The organism is Gordonia polyisoprenivorans NBRC 16320 = JCM 10675 (assembly GCF_000241325.1).
Taxonomy (GTDB): Bacteria; Actinomycetota; Actinomycetes; order Mycobacteriales; family Mycobacteriaceae; genus Gordonia; species Gordonia polyisoprenivorans.
Genome location: NZ_BAEI01000084.1, coordinates 53233 through 72451, shown reverse-complemented (window position 1 = coordinate 72451; position 19219 = coordinate 53233). Strand labels below are relative to the sequence as shown.

Here is a 19219-nt window from a genome sequence, read left to right as displayed (position 1 = left end):
ATTTTCACATCAACATCAGGAGGCACGATGCCAACGCAACCCACCGTCGTCGACGAGGACAACGCCGTATTCGAGACAGTCGGCGAGGGTCTCACCGTCTACGAGAGCAGTGAACTCGTCGAGGGGAGAGTGAAATGGCTTGACACACCTGATGATGTCATCTCATTCGTCGAGAGTGGTGAGGATGTGAGCGATGTCATCGTCATCGCACGCGGCGGCACCACCACCTTCTTGGCCATGGCGTTGAATGCCGGAGTCCGAGGAGTGATCACCCTGCAGGGCGCCCCGGAGAGTCACCTCGGGATCCTCAGCCGGGAGTACGGGATTCCGTGCATCATGTCGGTCGCCTTCGAACGAGGTGTCCGCACAGCACGTGGCGAGACCATTCCCGCCGACGGTGTACGTATCCGGCTGGATGTGTCGAAACGTCCGCAGGGTGTGGTGAGCGTCGAAGCCGGAGCGCCGGTGGATGATTCACCTGCAGACGAGTCCGCTGCGCCGGCAATGACGCCAGAGCAGATGGCACAGATCCAGGCCCTCCTGACGAAGTTCCAGGGCGAGGTCCCGCCGGGTGTCGAAGGCGATGCCATCATGCGCACGCGGCTGTCCACGAACGTCCTCGATCTCGATGATCCGTCGTTCGACCGGGAACTGACGATCGAAGAGACGAACGACATCCTGCACTACTTGGCGTGGAACGAGTGGGATGCGTTGGCCGCGCGTGCTACTGAAGGCGAATCGGGTCTGATCCCACGCCAGGAGTACGAAGCCGTCGGGATCATGGACTGTTGGTTCCACCACCCCGGGTGGCTCAAGGCGATTGCCGATCGGGTGGGTGCGGACGGGCTGACAGAGATCGGCAAGCGCGCCAAACAGGAGATCGGCACCAAGATCAACCTCCTGCACATCTGGGCCTGTGCGAGTGCGCCGAGTTTCGGACGTGGAATCGCGCTGGAACTAGGCCTGCACGACCCCGCGTACCGTGCCGATACCATCGTCGAGGCGATGTCGTCGGTACGCAGGCTGTACAAGGGGTTATGGGGATCGGGGCCGATGTTCACCTCAATGCGCGGTTTCACCGCCCCGATCCTCGACCCGTCGTGGATCTACCGTTTCACCGCCGACCGCATCTCGCTTGCCGGTGACAGTGATCGGTCGACGTTCCAGCGTTTCAATGGCGCACTGGAACTGCTCGGCTTCCTGCTCCATTTCGACAACCGGCTCGGGCTGGGTGACAGCGGGCCCTATCCGACCCCCGACGGCGGGTTCGTCATCGTCCGGGACCTGTTCATCAACGAGCCGGTATATGAATGGTCCAAGAACACGGAAGGTCTCCCGTATGCGGTCACGATCGCCATGTTCTTCGACAAGGATTCGCATCTCAACACCAAGATGCTCGATCTGTCGACGATGTTCACCGATCCGGCGAACTACCTCCCCTTCGTCACCGACGTCGCGGTCTACGCGCGCGAGAAGTTCGATACTCCGATGGACCAGCTGAAGACCCTTTCCCTGTCGGACATGAGCGATCTGCGTGCAGCGGCCGAGACCAAATCCGAGGCGCTCTACAAGCACATCGCCTCGATGACCCAGGAGGAGAAGGTCATGGCCGGAGCCGTGGTGTATTCCTCCGGATTCGTTCTGCCTCTTGCTCGCGCCGCCGGCATATACGACGAGCTCATCGACGACCACGGATTCATGTCCGTGCATCCGGCCCCGACCGCGTGTTACGAAACGATCGTCAGCGGCGTCGCGACCGAGATGATTCCGCGACTGTTTCTCACCGGTTCATGGGCGAATGACGTACCGCCGGAGAGCAGCGACGCACCCAAGACCGCCGACGGAGAATTCGATGTCCTCCGTGCGGTTCGTGCCCGCGGCTTCGCGACCGCCGAGCAGATCGCCGCGAGTACCGGCCTACCACTCGACGTCGTCAGCTCGCGGCTCGCGGATGCCACCGCGCAGGGGTTCGTCAAGCAACGATCCGGCCGGGTGACAGGTGCTCGACTGACCGCCTCGGGTCGCGCCCGTCTGCTCCTTCTCGCAGAGGGATCACTCACCGAAGCCGAACTCCGGCAGCTCGAGATCGCCTATCGCGCGTTCCTGCAACCCAATCGCGAGTTCAAGCTGCTCACCACGCGGTGGCAGACCGACAAGGACTTCGACGCCACCACCGGCGATTTGGCGGGTGTGCACTCGAGCATCCTGACGGTGCTGTCCGACGCGGCGGACGTGGACGCCAGATTCACGATCTATTCATCACGACTGGACAATGCGCGCGACCGCTTTCAATCCGGGGAGCATACTGCGCTCGCAGCGCCTCTGAGCGAGTCCTATCACGACGTATGGATGGAGCTGCACGAAGATCTGCTGGCGACGCTGCGGCGTGCTCGTACCGACGATGACGAATAATCCGTCGACGACACCGGGAAGGGCGCCGGCGAGCCCGGCTCCCCCTCCCGGGAGTTCGAACCCGGATCCGGTGGAACTTCGGACACTCCTGCGCACCGAGATCCCGAGCATTGGCTCGGATCTCGATACCATCGAGTCAAGCCGTTGCGGTGCAGGACAACTCGCAGACAGCTTTCGAGTCACGCTGTCGTACGAGCCTGCTCGTCGCGGCCCGGCCGGCGTGTTTGTCAAGCTCCCACCGAGTAACGAGCAATCGGCGTCGACGGCCCGGCGCATCGATGCGTTTGCGCGCGAACAGTTCTTCTACGAGAAGCTGCTCCCCGACCTCGACATCCGGACACCTCGGTTTCTGGGGACGATCACCTTCTCCGACGGACGCAGCGGGCTCGTCCTCGAAGACCTCTCCGAAGCGACGCGACCGTTGGATCAGTTACGCGACGGCACCATCGAGCAAGTCGCCTCGGCGATGAATCAACTGGCCGGACTACAAGCGCCACTGTGGGACGATGTCGCGGCGGCCGGCGGCGAGATGCGGTTCTACAACCGGCTCGACGGTCACACCGACGGACTCGCCGATCGTTATGCCCGTTCGTGGCAACGATACGGCGACATCGTCGGCGGAGGGCTGACCCAATCACAACGACGGCTGATCGGCCGTTTCGGCGACACCTGCCGATCATGGGCCGCCTCCGTCACCGGGCCGCGCACGCTCACACATCAGGACCTGCGACTCGACAATCTGCTGTGGTCCTCTACTGACGGCGCGACCGTCGTCGACTGGCAGACACTTGCCTTTACAAGCCCTGCGTGGGATCCCGCGTTTCTGCTCGGCACCGCACTCGACCCGGCTCAGCGCCGGGCGGTCGAACGCGAGACGGTGGCCCATCATGTGGATGCGTTAGCTGCGCGCGGCGTCGTCGGCTGGGATATCGATCGGGCATGGACAGAACACCGCCGGCTATCCGGGTCCGTCCTCCTCGCGATGATCGCCGCGCTCGCCTACGTGGCACCGACATCGCGGGGGTTCGAGATGTTCGCCTCCCTGATCGCCAGAGGTGTCGAGCAGGCACACGACCTCGAATTGATCGAGTTCCTCGACTGAAAGTGAGTGGATCGATGCTCAGTAAATGGGACGACTTCCCCATCCATCAGGCCCCACTACCCGTGTGCCAAACAGTCGGCAGCGACCCGGGGCGATACGACCGGCACTGGATGGCACTGCACGATCGTGCACTCACCACTCAAGTCGGATTCGGCCTCAGCGTCCACCCGAACCGGGGACTGGTGGACGCGGCGATCAGCGTGTCCCGCGATGGTGTGCAGCACTCGGTATTCGCGTCCGCACCCTTGTCACGCGATCGTGACACGGTCGCCGGCCCCCTTCGCCTCGAAGTGGTCGAACCGATGCGGACGCTGCGGGTGCTGCTCGACGACCATGATGGGGTATCGGCTGATCTGACGTTCACCGCTGTCACCCAGCACATCGAGGACAGCCGCATGCGTCGCGAATCCGGCGCGAGACTCATCTCCGAACGGGTGCGCACCGTCCAATTCGGGGAATGGTCCGGCACGTTCACCGTCGGCGGCGAGACCATCACCTGCGATCGGGACAATTGGTGGGGATTCCGCGACCGGTCCTGGGGCTCGCGAAGCACTGGAACGGTCGCAGAAGCGGGCAATGATACGCACGGGAGCTCGATCTATTTCGCGTGGACACTGCTGAGATTCGACGACGAATGTCTGCTCGTGGCGGTGAACGAAACACCCGAAGGCATCAGTGAGGCGAGGACCGTCGCAGTGCTGCCGTTCCTGCAACCCGGTGATGCGCCGTATGGCCAGGAGGAGAGGATTCAGCGCAGCGACACCTTCGAGTTCGACATCGATTACGCCGCGGGTTCGCGCCGAACCACCCATGTGAACCTCACCATCGGCCCACGTGGGCCGATCACGCGGTCGCTCGATATCGATCTGCAAGGATTGTTTCTGATGCGGGGCCTCGGCTACTACCACCCAAAATGGAAACACGGCACAGACCACGGTGGGATCGCGGTCGGCTCCGAACACTGGATCCTGGCCGATGCCGACTCCGCGAAGCTCGAGAACGTGCACGCCCAGCAACTGTGCCGAGCTGTGCGGGGCGACGGCGCACAGGGAATCGGTCTGTTCGAACACGTCGCCATCGGACCCCACCTGCCCTCCGGCTTACCTGACGGGATCGGCCCACGACGCTCGGACGCGCCAGTCAACGACAGCTAGGCAATGGTCAACCGATAACCTGCTCGATAGGCGCGCGACGATGCGTGGCTGCACACCGGCCCGACGGAACCGGGGTGCCGTTTTCGGGACATGAGGATCGGGATATCAGGGTCAACCGATGAGCGAACAGAAGGCGACGGTGATCGGCGCAATCGAGGTGCCCCGGCCGGCCGATGTCTACGCGGACCTCATCCGCGGCAAGATCCTCGACGGCGAGCTCCCGATCGGCACGCAACTCCCCACTGAACGCCAGCTCGTTGAAGAAAGTGGTCTCGCGCGATCGGTCGTCCGCGAATCACTCCAGCAACTGCAGCGGCAGGGCCTCATCAACACGAAACCTGGACGCCACGGCGGTTCGGTGGTCTCGCGGCCGACGGCCGATGCTGTGATGGAGTCGGTGGACCTGCACCTGCAGGGCTGGGCGCCGAACAACCACGCGCTGGTACAGTCCCGGCAGGTCATGGAGCCGTGGATCGCGTACTTCGCCGCAGAGCAGCGGACGGATGAGCAAGCAGCCGAACTGCAGCTGATCGACGAGAAGACCGCCGAGGCCATCACCGGACTACACGACTTCGTCGCCTGCAAAGCTCAGTGGCACAGCACTCTTGCACAGGCAAGCCACAACGAGGTGCTGTCGACACTGATGGGCGCAGTGGCCCGGTCGATCTTCCGCCAGGTCGAAGTGATCACCCTGCAGGGCGACCGCGAGTCGATGGAACAGTCACTGGCCGAACATCGCGCGGTCACCGATGCTGTGGTCAATCATCGCCCAGCGGCCGCCTACCGGTTGATGAGTGGCCACCTACGCACACCGCCGGTGTTCGACCCACTTCACGAGGGTGCCGGCGAACCGATGGGTGAGGTGTAGGGGCCCTGCCTGCCGGCCACCCGGATACCAACTCGTTCGAGCGACTCCCACTCGCCAAATTGGCATGAGTTCATCGACAAAGCATTGGAGATCTAGTGCCGACCACTCGTCGGGCGGTAGATTGTTGGTCTGGAAGCGCACTCCGCGAGTAGTCGCCGGTCGCTTGTAACTCACGGTCCGAAGTGGAGGCGCGGTGAACATCTCCGCGAAGATCGAACTACTCTCGCCGGAAGATGGCCCACCAGCAGACGAGCAGCGATCACGCCGCGAGATAGCAGCATTCCAAACGATGGCCGCCGCGCTTGCCGAAGAGCGCGACCTGGAATCGATATTCCACCTCGTCGTCGGCACGCTGAGTTCGCTTACCGGTGCCGACCGCTGCAGCCTGCATCTCCTCGAACGCGACACCGGCCTGTTCCGCGGACACGCTGCGCATGCCGCTCGCAACATCGACGTCGAGGTTCGGCAACTCGTGAGCGGTATGCAGGGAGACGAGTTCACACGCGAGATCCTCAGCACTCGGGAACCGGTCATGGTCAGCGACACGACCACCGACCCGCGGACGGTGCGAGCGGCGATGCAGAAATGGCGGGCGCGGTCGGTGCTGGGGGTTCCCATGCTGCTTCGGGGAGAGGTCATCGGGATGGTGTGCCTGGACACCGAAGACGAGCCCAAGGAGTTCTCACAACTCGATCAGGACCTAGCGGTCTCCTACGCCGAGTTCGCGGCAACAGCGATCAATCAGGTGGAGCTCACCATCAAGCTGCGAGAAAGCCTGCACACACAGAGTCGACAACTGGAGATGCTGCAGCGGGCGCGCCAAATGGAGGGACACCTGGCCGACATCCTCCTCGAGGGAAACGGCATTCGCCAAGTGGCGCAGACCATTTCACGCCTGTTGTCGAAGCCGTGCGGTGTCTTCGACGACACCCTTCGTTGCGTCGCGGTGGGAGGTCCCCCGGGACCGGCCACGACGGCGCGCCTGCGTGAGTCGGTCCTCACCGATCACTCCGGCGCTCGCGCCGCGATGGACACGCTGAAGTCCGGCGGGATCGCGACCCTGGAGCCGCAGCCACACCTGGGAATCTTTCATCGCCATCTGATCACACCCATCGATATGAGCACGGGACGCTACGGCTACATCGTCGTCGCCGAGACCGGCGGGCGTTGCGGAACCCTGGACGAGGTGATCATGCGCCGTGCGGCGCACAACATCTCGCTGGAGCGTTCGCGAAACCAGATGGAGACCGATCTGGAATGGCACCTCGTCGAGTCGTTCACCAATAGCCTGTTGCGCGGCACCGCTTCCGATTCGGATCCTCTCGCACAGTCACTCGGCATCGATCCACTCGAACGTCGGTTCGTCTGCCTTATCGCTCCTCGGGTCGGCTCGATCGATGTCCTACCGACGCCGCACGTCCTCGCGCAAATACTCACCGAAAGCGCATCCCCCTCGGCAGCGCTTGCGGCGAATCTGGAATCGGCTTTGGCTGCAGTCGTTCCCGTCCCCCACGATCTCGACAGCCGGGCGGCAACTGCGTGGGTGCGACGACGAATCGCCAACGTGGCCACGGCCCTGTCCCCATCCGGCGGACTCTGCGTGGCGATCTCGTCGCTCGCGGTCGGTGTCGCCGGGGTGCCCCGCTCGTATCGGGAAGCCCGCCAGGTGTTGCGCTGTGCTCAGATCCACACCGGCGAGACGGGAGTGGCCGTGGTGACGACCGAGGACGTCGGTGCCGCGCGGTTGATGCTGGCATCGGCGTCGCGTGAGGAAGCCCTGCAATACGTGCGCGATGCGTTCGGCGAACTCGCGGACCACCGATCCGACCGGAGCAACGAGCTGTTGAGTACCTTGGATACTTTCCTGCTCCGGGGACGAAACGTCCGCGAGTGCGCCGAGGACCTCGCGGTGCACCCGAATACGGTGCGATACCGCCTGAGCACGATCGAAGAACTCACCGACCTGGCCGTGGTCTCCGACGACACCGACTACATGACCGCACAGATGGCCATGGCCGTTCTGCGGATGAATGCGATCGCCGTCACCCCGAAACCGGATGCCTCAGCAGCGAACTGACCGCGCTCGAGTGAGCGCGGTCAGTTCGCAGAGAGTTGTCCGGGCTGACGACGTCACAGGACGCCGGCGCCACCATCGACCAGAAAGCGTGAACCGCTCGAGAACCGCGAGGCATCCGACAGCAGCCATGCAGCTTGTTCGGCGACACTGGCGGGGTCACCGAGCGGCATCGTGGCTTCGAGTTGCGCCGCGAGTTCGGGATCGTCCATCACCGCTCCGAGCATCGGCGTCTTGATGGTGCCCGGCAGGATCGTGTTCACACGAATTCCGTGGCGGGCGTAGTCGAGCGACGCCGACCGGGTCAGACCGATGACGCCGGCTTTACTCGCGATGTACGCGGGCATACCGGGCACGGTGTTGTTGGCCGACAGGGACGATGTGTTGACGATGGAGCCGCCCCCGTTGTCGAGCATGTGCGCGATCTCGTACTTCATGCACAGAAATATGCCGGTGAGATTGACCGCGATCGCACTGTTCCACTGGTCGAGAGTGGCTTCGTGCAGGTGAGTCTGCGGAGCGATCCCGGCGTTGTTGAACGCTCCATCGAGGCCGCCGAAGGTGTCGACCGCGCCGTCTACGAGTGCGTGAACACTGTCCTCATCGGTGACATCGGTGCGGATGAAGCGGACACTGCCGCCACTGTCGGCGATCTGCGCGGCCGTCGCACGGCCCCCTTCGTCATCGCGGTCGGCGATCGCCACGTGCGCACCGCGCGCAGCCAACATGACCGATGTCGCGCGGCCGATTCCGCTGCCGCCGCCGGTGACGATGATGGTTTTGCCGGTGAGGTCAAGCGAGTGAAATGGACTTTCGAACATACTGATTCTCCATTGAGGGATGGCTGATAGCTCGTTCGGCGGCACACGAACGAGCTATCACGACGGGCCGGAGTCGGATCCGGACTTGCTCAGAGACGAGCCGGTTCCTTACTGAACCGGTAGCCCGGGAACCCCGCCGCGACCTCGGCATCGACCGCCGCGATGAAGCCACCCATGCCTCCGAGATAGCACAGGGCGCTCGGCTCCTTGCCCGGAACATTCGCACCGAGGAACCACGGTCGATCACCCATGCCTTGCTTGAGCAGCGTGGCATCGAGTACTGCATCGCACTGATCCGACCAGTCCTGTTGTGCCTCTTGGGTGGTCTCCACGCGAACCGATCCGATCTCGAGTGCTTGGGAGATCACCTTTTCGATGAACTCGACCTGACGCTCGATGACGGGCGGGTGGCTGGCGAACGGAGCCTGGGGCCCGAGGACGCTGAACATGTTGGGAAATCCTGCCGCGGACAAGCCCAAGAACATCTGTCCTCCCGACGCCCACTCCGACTCGATCGTCCGACCATCGAGGCCCTCGACGTTCATCTCTGCCAAGGGCCCGGTGATCGCGTCGAAGCCGGTCGCGTAGATGATCACGTCGAAGTCGTGAGAGCCCGATCGGGTGCGGATCCCGGTCCTGGTGATCTCCTCGATCGGGTCCTCTCGGACACTGATCAGGTGCACGTTGTCCCGATTGAACGCCTCGTAATAGAAGTTCCCGAGCGGAGGCCGCTTGCCTCCGATCGGATGTGTCGTGGGACAAAGCATCTCGGCAGTTTTCGGATCCTTGACGATACTGCGGATCTTCCCACGGACAAATTCTGAGGCGGCGTCGTTGACCCGCTGATCGACCAGCATGTCATCGACCGTCTGAAAGATGAATCTGAATCCGCCTGCTTCCCAGCCGGCTTCGAAGATCTTCTCCAACTCCTGATCGCTCAGTCCGCCACCGAGACGGTTCGCGGGCTCCATCGGGAAACCGAACACGTGGCTGTACGCCTGTTCCCAGGTTTCCTCGAAACGGTCGTGCAATCCGGCCAGTTGCTCGTCGGGGAGCGCATGGTTGCGGCCGGGCATGACGTAGTTGGGGGTGCGCTGGAAAACGGTAAGATCCCCGGCAATGTGAGCGAGTGTCTGGATGACCTGGATACCGGTGGCCCCGGTCCCGATCACCGCCACCTTCTTGCCGGCGAAATCGACCGGTTCATGAGGCCACTGGGACGTGACGTAGGACTCCCCCTCGAACTGATCGGCACCCTCGAAAGGCGGCTTGTAGGCGATTCCGAGCCATCCGAGGCCGGTGATCAGCCATCGGCAGGATGTTTCCACGCCGTCGTCGGTCTGCACCCGCCACAGATTCGCCTCGGCGTCGAATTTGGCGGCCACGACTCTCGTCGAGAACTGGATGACCTCACGCATGCCGTGTCTGTCGGCGACTGCACGGAGATACTCGAGAACGTCGCCTTGCGCTGTGAATCTCTCCTTGAAAGGCCACTGTTCCCAAAGCTCCTGATCGAACGAGAAGCAGTAGGCCCAGCTTTCGGTGTCGGTTCGGGCTCCGGGATACCGATTCCAGTACCAGGTGCCGCCCACGTCGTCGCCGGCTTCGAAAACGCGCATGGACAGACCGAGACCCCGGAGGGAGTGGATTGTGCGGAGGCCGGCGAACCCGGCCCCCACCACCACTGCGTCGACATCGGGGCTGCTTGAGATGGGCATGAAAAGGTTCCCCTTCATTGAGAGAATTCTGATCGCGGCGCGACCAGCAGGGCCTTGCGCTCCGGCGGAGCGAAAGATGAATGTGATCTCGGAATGGAGCCCGGCGCACCGCCGGGGACCGGCTAGGAATTCTGGGCGTCGAGAATGACGTAGGCCAGCGTCGCGGGGACATCGCCATGATTGCGCCAGCCGTGCCGGGCGCCGTTCTGCACGAGGCAGGTACCGACCGGAAGGTGGACTTCGACTCCGTCGTCGAGTTCGACCCAGAGGTCACCCTCGATAACGATCACGTAGTCGACCGAAGTGGTCTGGTGCATGCCGGGCGCGTCGGGTTCGAAGATGGCCAGCAACCCCGGAACCTTGTTCTCGGCTTCGGCGGCACCGGCCGCAAGTGTCTCGTCGTCGACGGAATCATCCTGGACCAACTCATCTTTCGGCTCCGGAGGTAACCGGAACAATCCGAAGCGCGTGCCGCCGGCGCCAGGGAAGAAGGTGGTGTTGTCGGGTTTGGGGTCGGCCACCGGGCTGGTGATCGATCCCTCGGTGCCCCAGATCTGAAACATCTGTACGCCGGGCATGAGAGCGAGTTCGACGGGGTCGAGCGGCGCATCCTCGACGACGACGGAAGTACCTGTGGCGGTGACGGCGGTGACGACGCGTTTGATTGGAAGAGTCATGGGCAGGAGTGTGACACCGGTCTCATCGGTCCGGGAAGAGTCGTACTCGGCGCCCTTTGTTCGCGAGTACAAACGCAACGCGGCCGGCCGCTCGTTTCCTCGGGGGGTACATGCGAGTGTGAGGCCCAAACAGACTGGAGATGATGTTGATGATCGCCACCGCATACGACCCCACTGATCCCGACCAGCTACGAGACCCCTACGGGGTATTCGCGGAGCTTCGCGAACAGAACGGGGTGTTCTGGTCCGATGTCTTGTCGGGTTGGGTCGCTGTTGATTGGGAGAGCGTCAACGCCGTGGTGACCACGCCTGCGGTGTTCTCGGCCAATCGCATCGTTGCTGTGCATGGACGGCTATCGGATGTCGATCGCGCAAACGCAGCCGATGTCCTCCGCTGGTTGTCGCTGTGGATGGTGTTCCAGGATCCGCCGAATCACACCAGACTGCGCAAGTACCTGACCAACGTGATCAATCCCCGCATGGCGGCCACGATGGCTCCGGCGATCACCGAGATCACAGACGAGATCCTCGGCGAACTGCCCACCGACACACCGTTCGACTTCTTCCGGGAGGTCGGGCTCAGGCTTCCCGGCTACGTCGTCATGGACCTTCTCGGTGTGCCGCGTCAGCGACTCGCGGAAGTCAAGCAGTGGTCGGACGAGATGATGCTGTTCATCGGCAGCTCCCGAGGAGTCGAGGACAAATACGGGCGGGCGAAGCACGGTGCGGAGTCGATGGCCGGACTGTTCCGAGGCCTCATCGACGATCGTCGCCAGAACCCGCGCGATGATGTTCTCACCCGGATGATCACGTTGGAGGTCGGCGGGGAGACCATGACCGAGGATGAGCTGGTCGCGGCCATGATGATGATCGGCAACGGCGCCCAGGAAACCACCGCCCACCTGCTCAGCAACGGAATCCTCGCCTTGCACGACCAGCCCGAGGCGGCGGCACGACTCCGCGCGGACCTTGCCGGGCTCATCCCGACCGCCATCGACGAATTCCTCCGTTTCGATTCGCCCGTCTTGTCCACCGGCCGGCTCGTGACGACCAACGTCGATCTCGGTGGCCAGTCATTGAAGGCAGGCGACCGGATCTTCGCCATGTTGGCCGCGGCCAACAGAGATCCGATCGTCTTCGACTCACCCGACGAACTGCGCCTCGAGGGACGGCCCAACGGGCACCTCGCCTTCTCCAAGGGAGTCCACTTCTGCCTCGGCGCACCGCTGGCCCGGCTGGAAGGACAGATCGCCTTCACCCAATTACTGCAACGGTTCCCGAACCTGACGCTGGGCGAACCGACGAGCTCCATCCCGTGGACCAACTCGATGGTGGCCCGCGGACCCCAACGGCTTCCGATCATCCTCGACCCGGAGGGCTGAGTGAAGCTGACAGCCGCAGACGACTCCTTCGGTCACACGAGCGCCAACCCCCAGTCTGCGCCCACCGATACACCCTCGACCGACCCCCGATTCTTCGAACGCCATTGGAATGTCTGGCACGACGACACCGGTGATCTGATCATCGCAACAGGAGGCAGTTGGTACCCGAATCTGGGTCGGATGGAGACCTACGCAATCGTCAACCACCGCGGCGAGCACCGGTCGGTGCGAGCGATGGGGACGGTCGACACCGAGTCGACGTCGGTGCTCGAGCGCGGCCCGATTCATCCCCAGGTGATCGATGGTCTGCGGCGATGGCGCCACCGGGTGGAGCCGGGCGACTGGGGGTTCTCATTCGACCTCATGTGGGTCGACACACATCGCCAGGAGTACGCCGCGGCGTGGGGGCCGGAGGTGCACGGTGAAGAGCGTCAGGTTACCGCGGGTTTCGAGGGCTTCGGCCGACTTGTCGGTTGGATTCAGTTCGGCGACAAACGAATCCACTGGGCGCCCGGTCAGGCGCACGGAACGCGAGACCGGCATTGGGGCGTCGGACGGGGAGTCGGTGGACCGGCTCTCAACAAGGGCCGTACCCATCGGCCGGGGTGGAAGGGCGGGTTGTGGATCGACCTCGGCGATGTCGGTGTCTGGGGTAAACGACTGCTGTATCCGTTCGAAGACCCCCGTCCGGGCGCCGGTGCGGTGCACCGGATCGAGCGGCATCTGCGCTTCGAACCGGACACTCACGTCTTCACCGGCGGCGTCCTCGACCTGACGCTCGACGACGGTTCACGTCGGACACTTAATCTGGAGCGGATCGGCAACCAGACCGCCTACATGAAATGCGGATTCTACGGCGGCACACCAGAATCCGGGATACACCACGGCCAGTACCAGGGTGCCGATCGGGTCGAATGGGACTTTTTCGATGTCAATGATCCCGCGCAGCGGAGCCGACTGAGTGGTCTCAACGAACACCATTGCCGGGTATCGGGCAACGCCGTGGCGACCACTGGGGTGATGCAGCCGCTCGAGCCCGACGTATACCAAGCGTGCGTCGACGGACGCCCGGGCTGGAATCTCTTGAACTGAGCGTGACCGCCCGACGTCAAGCCGTCGATATGTCCACACCGACGCACCTTTGTTCGCCGTCACAGGAGCCGGGAATCCGGGTCTGGTCGCCATATCGTGAACGTGACTAGTGTCTCATCTCAGCTGCGCGGCGCAGATCGCACAGACCACATCATCAGCCGGCAAGGCGCTCCAAGCGCCCGACACCCAAGAGGATCTTTCCATGAGTCTGAAGTATGACTTCGCCTTGATGTGTCCAGACGTCATCGCGCACAACGCACGGGTGAACCGAGATGCGCTCGCCGTCGTGTGCGAAGAGCAGAGTCTCACCTGGCGGGAATTGGACACCGAGACCAATCGATTCGCCAACGTCCTCGGCGAGCGCGGGCTCGGTAAGGGTGACAAGGTCGCCCTGTTCATGTCGTCCTCTCTCGAGGCATTCCTGGCATTCTGGGGCAGCGCCAAAGCCGGGTGCGTCACGGTGCCGCTCAATGTGATGCTCGACGGCGAATCACTCGTTCGCCTGACCGAGGACTCCGACGCGGTCGCCGTGGTCGCGACGGCGACAACCGAACCGGTCCTCGATGCGGTTCGTGATCGACTGACCTCGGTCCGCGCCGACCTCTGGCTGACATTCGGATCCACGCGCAAAGGGTGGGAATCGGTTCGCGAGCTGATGGACGCGTCGTCCGCCACGGCCCCCGACGTCAAGATCGAGCCCGGCGACATCATCACGATCCTTTACACGTCGGGAACGACGGGGCACCCGAAGGGCGTCGAGCACACACACGTCAGCCGGATGATGTACCCGTATGGATTCGGTATGGGACTCAAGGTCGATCGCTACTCGGTGGCCGTCCTCGGTACGCCGCCCTATGCATCCGGAACGTGGATCACGATGATGCCGACGATGTACCGCGGCGGCACGGTGGTGATACTGCCCAAATTCAGCGCCGAAGCCTTCTTGACGGCCGTCGAACGTCATCGAGGAACGCACGCGTTTCTCGTTCCGACGCAATGGATTGCGATCCTCGAGCACCCGAGGGCCCGCGAGTTCGATGCCGGTAGCCTGCAATGCCTGGTCACATCGGGACAACCGCTTGCGGACAAGACCTACGAGGCGATCGAGGGACTGTTCCCCGACGCGGGACTCCACGAGGTGTACGGCTTCTCCGAAGGGTTCGCGACTCTCCGGCTTCCCGAGGACGCACGGCGGGGCAAGCGGCATTCCGTCGGCAAGCCGATCATGCTCGACGACCTGCGCGTCATCGACGAGCAGGGCACTGAACTTCCCCCGGGGAAAACCGGCGAGATCGTCGCCCACTCCATCGGGATGATGACCGGCTACTACAAGAATCCCGAGCTCACCAGCCGCACCATGTGGACCTCACCCGACGGCCGCACTTTCATGCGCACCGGCGATCTCGGTCATTTCGACGACGACGGGTTCCTTTATGTGTCCGGCCGGCTCAAGGACATGATCAAGTCCGGCGGAATCAACATCTTCGCCGCCGACATCGAGCGGGTGTTCATGGATCACCCGGACGTCAGCGAGGCGGCTGCGGTCGGCATCCCGAGCCCCAAATGGGGTGAGACGCCCGTCGTGGCGGTCATCTGCACACCCGGATCATCCATCGACCCCGAACACCTCCGGGTCTGGGTGAACGACCAGTTGGCGAAATACCAGCGGGTCAGCCGAGTCCTCATTCGCCACGAGCTGCCGCGCGCGGTCTACGGAAAAGTGGCAAAAGCGGCGCTACGCAAAGAAATCGGAACAGGAGAGACGATATGACTGCCAAAGGTTACCCGGACTACGAGAGCTTGGATCTGGACTACCCCGTCCCGCATGTCCTTCGGATCATGATGGACCGACCGCCGATGAATTCACTGGACTTCCAGATGCACCAGGATCTCAGTGCGATCTGGCAGCTGATCGACGCCGACCCGGAGGTCAGCGCTGTCGTGATCGGTGGACGCGGTCGCGCCTACAGCGCCGGCGGAGACTTCGACATGGTCCAACGAATCATCGATGACTACGACTTCCGCTGCCAGATGTGGAAAGAAGGGCGGTCGCTGGTCCGGAACATGCTGAACTGCGGCAAGCCCATCGTGTCGGCGATCAGCGGAGCGGCAGCAGGCGGCGGTCTGGCGACTGCCCTGCTCGCCGATGTCAGTATCGCCGGAAAGACCGCGAAAATCGTTGACGGACACACGAACCTGGGCGTCGCGGCCGATGACCACGCGGTCGCGATCTGGCCACTGCTGTGCGGTCTGAGCAAGGCGAAGTACTATTTGATGACCAGCGAACCGCTCACCGGTGAGGAAGCCGAGCGGATCGGGTTGGTGACCTTCTGTGTCGCCGACGAACTGGTCGACGAGCGATCACTCGAGGTGGCGGCCAAACTCGCCAAAGGGGCGCCCAGTGCGATTCGCTGGACCAAACAATCATTGAACAACTGGGTACAGAGCGCATGGCCCGCATTCGAGGCGTCGCTCGCATTTGGCATTCTCGGATTCACCGGACCTGAAGCCGCAGAAGGGCTTTCAGCACTACAAGACAAGAGAGCCCCACAGTTCCCCCAACGCTCATTCATCTGATTTCCCACCACCGATCGGAGAATCCATGACCACCTTCATCGCACCACCCCGGCTCGATCTCCCCCTGGATCAGCGGACCTATATCGTCACCGGTGCCGGCGGCGGAATAGGCCGCGCAGCCGTCGCCAGACTCCTGGGGGCAGGCTCCAGGGTCGTGGGTGTCGACCTAAGCTCGCGACGCCTCGCCGAGACCGAGACCGAGACCCGAGAACTGCCGGGAACCCTGCGGACCATCAAGGTCGATGTTACCTCCGAGTCCGACGTCGCCACAGCGGTGGACTACGCGATCAGCGAGTTCGGCGCCGTGCACGGGGTGGCCAACGTCGCAGGCGGAATGGTGAATATCGACCGTGACGTCTACGACGTCAGTTTGGAATCGTTCACCTTGGACACCTGGAACCAGATGTTCGCTCTCAACGTCAACAGCGCATTCCTCATGTGCCGCGCGCTCGAAAAGCACTTCGTGGCACAGGGCTACGGCAAGATCGTCAACGTTGCATCGCTGGCCGCCTTCGCGAACCGTCTCGAGCTCGGCAACGCCGCATACAACTCTGCCAAGGCCGCCGTCGTCGCCCTCACCCAGAGCCTGAGCATGCAGATGGGCCGCCAAGGCGTTCGCGCCAACTGCATTGCGCCCGGACTGGTGCTCAGCGATCGCGTTCAGCAATGGATCGACGAGGGCTACCGGGATCGACACCTCGCTTACACCGCACTGGGTGACCTGGCAACCCCGGCCGATCTCGGCGAGGGAATCGCGTTCCTCCTCGAACCGCAGTCCGACGCGGTGACCGGAGAGACACTCCGGGTCGCTGCCGGCGTCCGATGAGCGCGGCCCTACGAGATCCGACCGACTCCGCGGCGATAGTCGACGGCGTCCGAGAAATGCTGGCCGACAGCATCCCGGATGCGGGCGAAGTGTCGATCAGCGAGCCGCAGCGGGTGTTCGGCGGTAATGCTCGGCAAGCCTGGACACTCACGGCATCGTGGACCACCGACGGCGAGCGTCGTGTCGAGGAGATGATTCTCCTCGTCCGCCAGCAGGGCTCGCAGGTACTCGCCGATCCGACGCTCGAATACCAGGTGCTCGCAGCGCTGTCCGAGCATCCGGTGCGCTCGCCACGAGTGTGGGCACAGGATCCCGATGCCCGGTGTTTCAGCGGATCGGCGGTCCTGCTGCAGCGCCTGTCCGGTCACACCGACGCCGTCTCGTTCCTCAACGCGGACCCGTCCATCGGACGCGACCGGACGCTCGACCTCGCGCACGCACTCGCCGAGCTTCATCAGGTTCCGGTACCTGAGATGACGGCCGTCGATGAACCGGTCGAGCGACTGCGACACGAGTTCCCCCAGGTTCGACGAGAGCCACTGCCCACGGTGTCATGGGCGTTGGATTGGCTCGAGGACAACCGGCCGGACATTCATCGCACCACGCTGGTGCACGGCGATTTCCGTCCTGGGAACGTCCTCTACGAAGCCGGTGCGATTGTCGGCATCCTCGACTGGGAACTGGCGCACATCGGTGACCCGCTCGAAGACATCGCCTGGGCCTATCGTGCACTGTGGAGCCCCGAGCGATTCGTCCCGTTGACCGAATTCGTTGCGGCCTATGAATCGGCCACCGGGGTCCCCGTGGATCTGACCGCGCTGCGGTGGCACCGGATACTGGCCGAGCTCAAGTACGTGATCATCAGTCTGCGCGGCGCGACGTCGTTTTCCACCGGCTCCGTGCACAACCTCCGATTGATCGACCGCACACGCACGGTGGCACCTTCACTCAGACGTTGTGTCGATTGGATCGCCGAAGCTGAAAGCGAAGTGGAGCAATGATCCTTCCCACGCCCGGCGAACTGCTGACGGGAGTACACCGTGAGCTCCGAGACCAAGTGCTTTCCGAGCTCCCTCCGGGAGTGGCGACCCGCCAGATGCGCGCTGCCCTTCACGTACTCGAGCAGGTCGCGCGCAGCTGGGATCGCCAACACGGTTACATCGTGTCCGACAACGCCGACCTGGACGAAACCCTGACCACGTTGTCCCAGTTACTGGGTCGAACCCGCGACCGGTCGCCTCACGACGCGCAGATGACAGCGCGTGCGGCCTCGACCGACTTCGACGAGGCTGTCGAAGTCAATATCGCCCTGCAGACCGAGCTCGAGAAGATCCAGCGCGAGATCCGCCACACCAGCACCCGGGATGCCCGGGCTCGCGCCACTCTCATGGCACTGCACACGCGAATGGTCCATCGCGCGGAATACGCACTCGGGGTGGCCGAATGACCACGAACGACATCCGTGAAGTACGCGTGGGCGCCCGCACCGTCGAAGCGAGTGGTGTCGCCTCCTTCGAGCTGACCGCGATCTCAGGAGCTCCGCTCCCGACGGCCGCGCCGGGATCTCATATCGACATCCATCTACCCGACAACGGGATCCGCCAGTATTCACTGTGCGGCGGCGACAACTGGACCATTGCCGTCCTCCGCGAACCAGCCGGACGCGGCGGGTCGGAGTGGATTCACGACAACCTGCACGCCGGAGATCCCATTTCCGTGAGCGGCCCCCGTAACCATTTCGACCTGGTGGACGCCGAGGATTACATCTTTGTCGCCGGTGGGATCGGTATCACCCCGATTCTGTCGATGATCCGAAACTTGGAAGCCGAACAGCGCAATCAATGGCGACTCGTCTACGGGGGGCGGACTCGAGAATCGATGGCGTTCGCGGACGAGCTCGCCGGTTTCGGCGATCGGGTGGTACTCGCGCCGCAGGACGAATGCGGACTGATCGATATCGACACCGCCTTGGGGACACCGAAATTCGGCACCGCCGTGTACGCCTGCGGTCCGGAACCCCTACTGCAGGCGATGGAGCGGGGTTGCCGTTCCTGGCCGCCTGGGAGTCTTCATGTCGAACGCTTCGTGCCGGTGCAAGTCGACAGCACAGCTGATCGATCATTCGATGTCGTCGCGCAGAAGTCGGGGTTGACCGTGACCGTCGACCCCGGCGTCAGCATACTGGAGGCCCTCGAAGCACAGGGAATCTCCGTCACGTCGTCCTGCGGCGAGGGAGTCTGCGGGACCTGCGAGACAAAGGTTCTCGCAGGAGAAGTCGATCACCGGGACGCGGTCCTCACCGAAGAAGAACGAGCGACCAACTCGTCGATGATGATCTGTTGCTCTCGCACCACGAAAGATCGGATCATCCTCGATATCTAGTGGTTCTTGTCGTCGATTCCGCAACGGCGTGGTGTGTGGGAGCGTGCCGCCATATCGCGAACTCCATCGCCGACCATCACCAGCAGCTGGCCGACACGAACCGACAGGACGCCGCCGCACGACAGGAGATGAGC

16 protein-coding genes are annotated in these 19219 nt (G+C 63.3%); 13 read left to right on the top strand and 3 right to left on the bottom strand.

From position 1 onward, the window contains the following. The first annotated feature begins 27 nt into the window (after positions 1-27). The 5 genes from GOPIP_RS22900 to GOPIP_RS22880 all read left to right on the top strand — a co-directional run bounded on the left by GOPIP_RS22900 (position 28) and on the right by GOPIP_RS22880 (position 7613). A complete protein-coding gene (locus tag GOPIP_RS22900; protein ID WP_006372208.1) occupies positions 28-2412 on the top strand; it encodes a PEP-utilizing enzyme in 2385 nt (794 codons plus the stop codon). A 70-nt stretch (positions 2413-2482) separates the two neighbouring features. After that, entirely contained in the window at positions 2483-3514 is a 1032-nt protein-coding gene (locus tag GOPIP_RS22895; protein WP_006372207.1) for a phosphotransferase, read from the top strand. Positions 3515-3528: 14 nt separating this feature from the next. After that, positions 3529-4668 carry an Rv3169 family protein gene (locus GOPIP_RS22890; RefSeq protein ID WP_006372206.1) on the top strand — a complete coding sequence of 380 codons (1140 nt, stop codon included), beginning with the start codon at positions 3529-3531 and terminating at the stop codon, positions 4666-4668. A gap of 118 nt (positions 4669-4786) precedes the next feature. After that, positions 4787-5536 carry a FadR/GntR family transcriptional regulator gene (locus tag GOPIP_RS22885; protein ID WP_006372205.1) on the top strand — a complete coding sequence of 250 codons (750 nt, stop codon included), beginning with the start codon at positions 4787-4789 and terminating at the stop codon, positions 5534-5536. Positions 5537-5729: 193 nt separating this feature from the next. Continuing rightward, entirely contained in the window at positions 5730-7613 is a 1884-nt protein-coding gene (locus GOPIP_RS22880; protein WP_231386702.1) for a GAF domain-containing protein, read from the top strand. A 53-nt stretch (positions 7614-7666) separates the two neighbouring features. Here GOPIP_RS22880 and GOPIP_RS22875 read toward each other — a convergent pair whose 3' ends face one another. From GOPIP_RS22875 to GOPIP_RS22865, 3 genes are all read right to left on the bottom strand, one after another. Beyond that, positions 7667-8431 carry an SDR family NAD(P)-dependent oxidoreductase gene (locus tag GOPIP_RS22875; protein WP_006372203.1) on the bottom strand — a complete coding sequence of 255 codons (765 nt, stop codon included), beginning with the start codon at positions 8429-8431 and terminating at the stop codon, positions 7667-7669. Between the two features lie 89 nt (positions 8432-8520). Continuing rightward, positions 8521-10149, bottom strand: coding sequence for a flavin-containing monooxygenase (locus tag GOPIP_RS22870; RefSeq protein ID WP_020171883.1), 1629 nt, complete (start codon positions 10147-10149; stop codon positions 8521-8523). A gap of 122 nt (positions 10150-10271) precedes the next feature. Next, the gene (locus GOPIP_RS22865) at positions 10272-10826 is read right to left on the bottom strand and encodes a cupin domain-containing protein (protein WP_020171884.1); all 555 of its coding nucleotides are present in this window, start codon (positions 10824-10826) and stop codon (positions 10272-10274) included. Positions 10827-10975: 149 nt separating this feature from the next. On the opposite strand from GOPIP_RS22865, the gene GOPIP_RS22860 reads away from it, so the two are divergent. The 8 genes from GOPIP_RS22860 (at position 10976) to GOPIP_RS22825 (ending at position 19085) form a co-directional block, all read left to right on the top strand. Beyond that, positions 10976-12208: a cytochrome P450 gene (locus tag GOPIP_RS22860; RefSeq protein ID WP_006372200.1), complete on the top strand. Its 1233-nt coding sequence runs from the start codon at positions 10976-10978 to the stop codon at positions 12206-12208. After that, positions 12209-13300: an Rv3169 family protein gene (locus tag GOPIP_RS22855; RefSeq protein WP_006372199.1), complete on the top strand. Its 1092-nt coding sequence runs from the start codon at positions 12209-12211 to the stop codon at positions 13298-13300. A 202-nt stretch (positions 13301-13502) separates the two neighbouring features. After that, positions 13503-15071 carry a class I adenylate-forming enzyme family protein gene (locus tag GOPIP_RS22850; protein ID WP_006372198.1) on the top strand — a complete coding sequence of 523 codons (1569 nt, stop codon included), beginning with the start codon at positions 13503-13505 and terminating at the stop codon, positions 15069-15071. Further along, positions 15068-15877: an enoyl-CoA hydratase/isomerase family protein gene (locus tag GOPIP_RS22845; protein WP_006372197.1), complete on the top strand. Its 810-nt coding sequence runs from the start codon at positions 15068-15070 to the stop codon at positions 15875-15877. Before GOPIP_RS22850 ends, GOPIP_RS22845 begins: the two co-directional genes overlap by 4 nt. 25 nt (positions 15878-15902) lie before the next feature. Then, on the top strand, positions 15903-16703 hold the full coding sequence (locus tag GOPIP_RS22840; RefSeq protein ID WP_006372196.1) for an SDR family NAD(P)-dependent oxidoreductase: 801 nt from the start codon (positions 15903-15905) through the stop codon (positions 16701-16703). Then, positions 16700-17704 carry a phosphotransferase family protein gene (locus GOPIP_RS22835; RefSeq protein WP_231386703.1) on the top strand — a complete coding sequence of 335 codons (1005 nt, stop codon included), beginning with the start codon at positions 16700-16702 and terminating at the stop codon, positions 17702-17704. The genes GOPIP_RS22840 and GOPIP_RS22835 overlap by 4 nt, the downstream gene beginning before the upstream one ends. Further along, the gene (locus GOPIP_RS22830) at positions 17701-18150 is read left to right on the top strand and encodes a hypothetical protein (protein ID WP_006372194.1); all 450 of its coding nucleotides are present in this window, start codon (positions 17701-17703) and stop codon (positions 18148-18150) included. The genes GOPIP_RS22835 and GOPIP_RS22830 overlap by 4 nt, the downstream gene beginning before the upstream one ends. Beyond that, a complete protein-coding gene (locus GOPIP_RS22825) occupies positions 18147-19085 on the top strand; it encodes a PDR/VanB family oxidoreductase (RefSeq protein ID WP_006372193.1) in 939 nt (312 codons plus the stop codon). Before GOPIP_RS22830 ends, GOPIP_RS22825 begins: the two co-directional genes overlap by 4 nt. Positions 19086-19219 lie beyond the last annotated feature (134 nt).